The sequence below is a fragment of the Cereibacter changlensis JA139 genome (genome assembly GCF_003034985.1).
In the GTDB taxonomy this organism is placed as follows: Bacteria; Pseudomonadota; Alphaproteobacteria; order Rhodobacterales; family Rhodobacteraceae; genus Cereibacter; species Cereibacter changlensis.
Genome location: NZ_PZKG01000239.1, coordinates 1 through 3,402 on the forward strand (window position 1 = coordinate 1; position 3,402 = coordinate 3,402).

The 3,402-nt window shown below is 70.1% G+C and carries 4 protein-coding genes; 1 reads left to right on the forward strand and 3 read right to left on the reverse strand.

Translation table 11 applies throughout. The features are described from left to right. On the reverse strand, window positions 1-459 hold a 459-nt coding region (locus C5F48_RS22495), incomplete at its 3' end, for an aldehyde dehydrogenase family protein (protein ID WP_146170713.1). 62 nt (window positions 460-521) lie between these two features. Continuing rightward, the gene (hglS, locus tag C5F48_RS22500; protein WP_107665959.1) at window positions 522-1,880 is read right to left on the reverse strand and encodes a 2-oxoadipate dioxygenase/decarboxylase HglS; all 1,359 of its coding nucleotides are present in this window, start codon (window positions 1,878-1,880) and stop codon (window positions 522-524) included. Between the two features lie 97 nt (window positions 1,881-1,977). On the opposite strand from hglS, the gene C5F48_RS22505 reads away from it, so the two are divergent. Then, complete coding sequence (locus tag C5F48_RS22505; RefSeq protein ID WP_107665960.1) at window positions 1,978-2,862, forward strand: LysR family transcriptional regulator; 885 nt, start codon at window positions 1,978-1,980, stop codon at window positions 2,860-2,862. A 128-nt stretch (window positions 2,863-2,990) separates the two neighbouring features. Here the strand turns inward: C5F48_RS22505 and C5F48_RS22510 are convergent. After that, window positions 2,991-3,402: amino acid ABC transporter ATP-binding protein (locus tag C5F48_RS22510; RefSeq protein ID WP_146170714.1), on the reverse strand; the 412-nt coding region annotated here is incomplete at its 5' end.

A 3,402-nucleotide genomic window follows, 5' to 3' on the forward strand; every position in this document is an offset into this window, starting at 1 on the left:
GATCACACCGACCACCCCCAGCGGATGCCAAGTCTCCATCATCCGGTGGCCCGGGCGCTCGGTGGCGATGGTCAGGCCGTAGAGCTGGCGCGAGAGACCAACGGCGAAATCGCAGATGTCGATCATCTCCTGCACCTCGCCCGCGCCCTCCGAGGGGCTCTTGCCGGCCTCGATCGACACCAGCCGGCCGAGGTCGGCCTTGGCCGCGCGCAGCTCCTCGCCCAACAGTCGCACCAGCTCGCCGCGACGCGGGGCGGGAACCTCACGCCAGCTGCGGAAGGCGGTCGCGGCGCGGCCGATGGCGTCCGAGACCGCCGCCGCGTCCTGCTCAGGCAGTTGCGCGATACGTTCGCCGGTGACGGGCGAATGGCTGTCCAGCGTGCCGCCGGTGTAGAGCGCGGGCGCGACGCCGAGGCGGGTCAGCAGCTCGGCGCAGTCGGTGGCGATGGCATGGGTCATGCGGGTCTCCTTGGTCGGGTCAGGTGGCGCCGCCCCCGGGGGCGGCAGGTTTCGGAAAAGGGTCAGTCGAGTCCCAGCTGGCGCAGGCTGTCGCGCAGCGAGGCCGCCTCGATCCCGGCGTAATGGGCGAATTCGTCCAGCACCGCGGCGCCCAGCCCGGCCTCGAACAGGCGCTGGTTCGGGCTGGCGGCAAAGCCCTGCACGGCGGCGTCGCCGAGGTTGGACTGGAAGATCCCGGCGGCAGACACCGGGAGGAAATCCTCGTAAACGATCGGATCGCAGCGCAGCGCCCCGGAGGCGAGGAGTTCCTCGGCACTGGTCCCGGCCCCGAGCTGCCCGGTGGGCGACCAGGCGAAATAGCCCAGCCCCTGTCGCCGGATCTGATCCCAGTCATCCGGGAAGGCCTCGAACACCTCGGTCAGCACCCGCGTGTAGTCTGCGGCGTTGGAGCCGTCGGCGGCGGGGGTGATCCGCCGCCGCACCTCGTCCAAGAGCGCGTCGTAGAGCGCCCGGCCCTTGGGGGTCAGCGCGATGCCGCGGGCCTCGATCTCGCCGAAGCGGGCGGTGTGCGAGCCCGCCACCGCGGTTTCGCCGGGAAAGCTCACGGCCTCCTCAAGCGCCTTGAACGAGGTTTGCCGCAGCAGGATCGGGCAGGCCCGGCGCGGCGGGCCCTCGATCACCGCCTTGGGGGTGATGCCGGCCCCCGGCATCCGGGCCTGCACCGCGTCGATGTCGAGGGTGCGCGGGGTCAGGTGGTTGATATGCGGCCCCTTGAACGAGACGACATCGGCGACCAGCCGGTGCGCGCCGTGCAGCCGCTGGTAGAGATCGGCCGACACCAGCGCGTCGGAATGCCAGCGGAAGGTCTCGGTCGCCTCGGCCACGAAGCGCGCGGCGTCGGTCTCGGACAGGCAGCCTTCCGCCTCGGCCCGGTCGATCAGCTCCAGACAAGGCGCGGTGAAGATCCGTCGCCGGGCGAGGATCTCCGCCGCCTCGGCCCGCAGGTTCTCGTCATCGATCAGGTCGAGCCGCAACAACGAGGTGAAGACCCGGAACGGGTTCACCCGCAGCGCCGCCTCGCTGACCGGGCGGAAGGCGGTGGAATGCACCGGCACTCCGGCCTCGCTCAGGTCGTAATAGCCGACCGGATACATGCCCATCACCGCGAACAGCCGCCGCATCGTGGCGAGTTCCTCCGCCGTGCCGAGCCGGATCGCGCCATGGCGCTCCTCCGAGATCCGCTCCAGCTGCCCGGTCTGCGCCAGATCCCGCGCAAGCTGGCCGTCCTGCGCCAGCACCTCGGCATTGACCTCGGAAACGAGGGCCAGCAGCGTGCCATAGGCCGGCACCTCCGCGCGATACATGGCCGACATCGCCGCGGAAAACCGGGCGCGGATCGCGTCGGAGGAGAGTTTGGTCATTGCCGCACCTGTTGCTTGCCAGTCGTCGGTCATCCTCATACCGTATGAAGCGCGTGGAAAAACGCGCCGGTTGCGACTGAGTTGATGCGAGAACGGAATGAAGCTGAGCCGAAGCCTGATCCCCGACCTCTCCGCGCTGCAGGCCTTCGAAGCGGCGGCGCGGCATGGCAGCTTCACCCGGGCGGCGGTGGAGCTGAACCTGACGCAGAGCGCCGTGAGCCGGCAGATCAAGGATCTGGAGACGCAGCTCGGCGTCGCGCTGTTCGAGCGGGTGCGCCAGCGCATCGTGCTCTCCACCGCCGGAAGGCATCTGCGCCCGGAGGCCGAACAGCTGCTGGCCGGGCTGGAGCGGCTGACCCTGCGCGCGGCCAGTGCGCGCGACGCCACCGGCCATCTGACCATCGCGACGCTGCCGACCTTCGGCAGCCGCTGGCTCATGCCGCGGCTGCCGAAGTTCCTGTCGCAGCATCCCGGGCTTCAAGCGACGGTGGTCACGCGCTCCGGCGTGTTCGACATGGCCGCCGAGGGCGTCGACATCGCCATCCATTACGGCGCGCCGGTCTGGGCGGGGGGAGACTGCACCTATCTCTGCCGCGAGACGGTCGTGCCGGTCGCGGCGCCGTCGCTGCTGAACCGGTTCGGGCCGGAGCGGCTGCTGGAGCAGGCGCCGCTGTTGCATCTGACCTCGCGGCCGATGCTCTGGGCCGATTGGCTGGCGCAGAATGGCCACAGCACGGCCGAGGCCTTCCACGGCCACCGCTTCGAGCAGTTCGCCCTGCTGATCGAGGCCGCCAAGGCGGGGCTCGGCCTCGCCTTGGTGCCGGGCTATCTGATCGAGCGCGAGGTGCAGCAGGGCAGGCTGCACGTCGTCTTCGATGGCAGCCTCACCACCGACGCCGCCTATCACGTCGTGCTGCCGGAGAGCCGGGTCTCGGACCGGCTGAGCCAGGGGTTCGTCGACTGGATCCTGGGCGAGGTCTGAGGGGCTCGGCGGCTGTCCGGGCCCAGGCGGCCAAGTCGCTGGCGGGGTCAGGCAGTGAGCGCGTCAGCGGCGACCCCGCTGTGCGTCCACTGCCACCCGGCCGCGTCCTGCGGCAGGGCGCGCCGCCCTCAATGCAGCAATTGCGCCAGGAATTCCTGTGCCCGCCGGGTTTGCGGCGTCCGGAAGAAATCCCGCGGGGCGGCCTCCTCGATGATGCGGCCATGATCCATGAAGATCACCCGGTCGGCCACGGCCTGGGCGAAGCCCATCTCATGGGTCACGCAGAGCATCGTCATGCCGTCCCGCGCCAGATCGGTCATCACGTCCAGAACCTCCTTGACCATCTCGGGATCGAGCGCCGAGGTCGGCTCGTCGAACAGCATGATCCGGGGCGCCATGCAGAGCGCGCGGGCGATGGCCACGCGCTGCTGCTGTCCGCCCGAAAGCTGAACCGGATACTTGTCCGCCTGTTCAAGGATATGCACTCGATCCAGGAAGTGGCGGGCGCGCTCCTCCGCCTCGGCGCGGGATCTTCGCTGC